This is a genomic window from Catenibacterium sp. (assembly GCF_052354645.1).
GTDB classification, from domain to species: Bacteria; Bacillota_I; Bacilli_A; order Erysipelotrichales; family Coprobacillaceae; genus Catenibacterium; species Catenibacterium mitsuoka_A.
Genome location: NZ_DAWDDM010000349.1, coordinates 1 through 1,784, shown reverse-complemented (window position 1 = coordinate 1,784; position 1,784 = coordinate 1). Strand labels below are relative to the sequence as shown.

The window sequence follows — 1,784 nt, the reverse complement described above, 5'->3', positions numbered from 1 at the left end:
GAAGAAGTAGGTATTAAGACAATTGCGGATATTGCGAATTATGATAACTATCAGTCGATTAGACAATTTCTAGGTATGAATTCACTTATATATTATAATCGTGCCAATGGTAGAGATTTATCTCCTGTTGTTTATGAAGATACGGATATGAAATCTATTGGTCATTCTACGACTTTTGAAAGTGATATTAGTGATGAAGATAGTTTGAAAGAAGAATTCAAGAAGGTATGTTTAACTGTAGCTGAACGTGCATCAAAACATGATATGTATTCTAACTGTGTTGTGATTACATTAAAATATACAAGATTTAAAAGTGTTACAAGACAAATGCTGGTACAGGAATATATGAATGATTATGAGAAAATATATAGTTATGTGATGATGCTTTTTAATAAGCATTATACACATGAACCATTAAGACTTATTGGTGTTACTCTTAATAATGTAAAAAGAAAAGAAGCAATCATTGAACAGATGAATATATTTGATACAAAGAATAAAGCAGTAGATCCTATTGATAGTTTGATTGAAAATATCAATAAAATGACGAGTGCACATCTGATTAAAGCAAAAGACTATCGTATAAATGGAAAAAGTTAAAAAAAGTTGTTATAATTAGGCAAGAGGTGTGATACGTGCAAGATTATGATTTAAAAGATTTTAAGAGCTATTTAATGTTTGAACGAGGATTAAGCGAGAATACTGTAGATGGTTATATGAGAGATCTAAGAGCTTTTTATGATTATATTGATTATGATATCAAAAAGTTTGATTTGGCTCATCTAGACACTTATTTTAGCGAATTAAAGGATGATGGGTATAAAGTAACTTCTATTCGAAGAAAAATTGTCTCTTTAAGACAGTATAATGAGTTTCTTTCTCGTACAAAAGGGATGAAGGATGTTATGTCCCAATATGAATTACCTAAAACTGAAAAGAAACTTCCACAAGTATTAAGCTTAGAAGAAATAGTTAAGGTGATTAATCATATTGATGATACGACCCCTGCAGGGAAAAGAAATAAGTCAATGATGCTTCTTCTTGTTAGTACAGGTATGAGAATAAGTGAACTCGTTCATTTAGAAATAAATGATATCAATCATTCAGTGTCTAATGTTCGTGTAATAGGTAAAGGTAATAAAGAAAGACTTATTCCTTTAGATCAGGAGACATTTCATTATGTTTATAGCTATATGCAAAATGAACGCTCTTTCTTTGATAAGAAAAATAGCCTTTGGCTTTTTATGATGAATGATGGTCGTCGTATGACAAGAGAAAACTTCTATAACATCTTACAGAAACTTGTACTAGAAGCAGGGGTTAGAGATCATTTTACACCCCATATGTTAAGACACACGTTTGCGACTACGTTATTGGAAAATCATTGTGATTTAAGATCTATCCAGGTTATGCTTGGACATCAGGATATTTCAACCACAACAATATATACACATGTAACACATAAGCAGATCATGGATGACTATAATAAGTTTCATCCAGGTAATGCAAGGAGGAAATTATAAGTAATTGAATATATTGTCTAATGTGTTTGATCGTGTTTATATATACTCAGAGAGAGCGTTAAAATAAACACATCAAATATCACAAATTATGAGCCAAAGGATTTTGCTGAACTTTTAGGCGTATCTGTTAAGATATTATAACGTTTAGCTAGTGAAGGAAATTTAAAGGCAAACCGACCCCAAACTAAAGGCATCATTATACTTACAATCAGCATTTACTAAATCAAGTTGCATTTTTAAGATAGTCTTGTAATGTAAAAT

Annotated in this window: 2 protein-coding genes; both read left to right on the top strand. The window is 30.5% G+C overall.

The window, feature by feature from the left end:
- On the top strand, positions 1–600 hold a 600-nt coding region (locus ACT8VG_RS10865), incomplete at its 5' end, for a DinB/UmuC family translesion DNA polymerase (protein WP_444195884.1).
- A gap of 35 nt (positions 601–635) precedes the next feature.
- On the top strand, positions 636–1,523 hold the full coding sequence (locus tag ACT8VG_RS10860) for a tyrosine recombinase (RefSeq protein ID WP_217106364.1): 888 nt from the start codon (positions 636–638) through the stop codon (positions 1,521–1,523).
- Positions 1,524–1,784 lie beyond the last annotated feature (261 nt).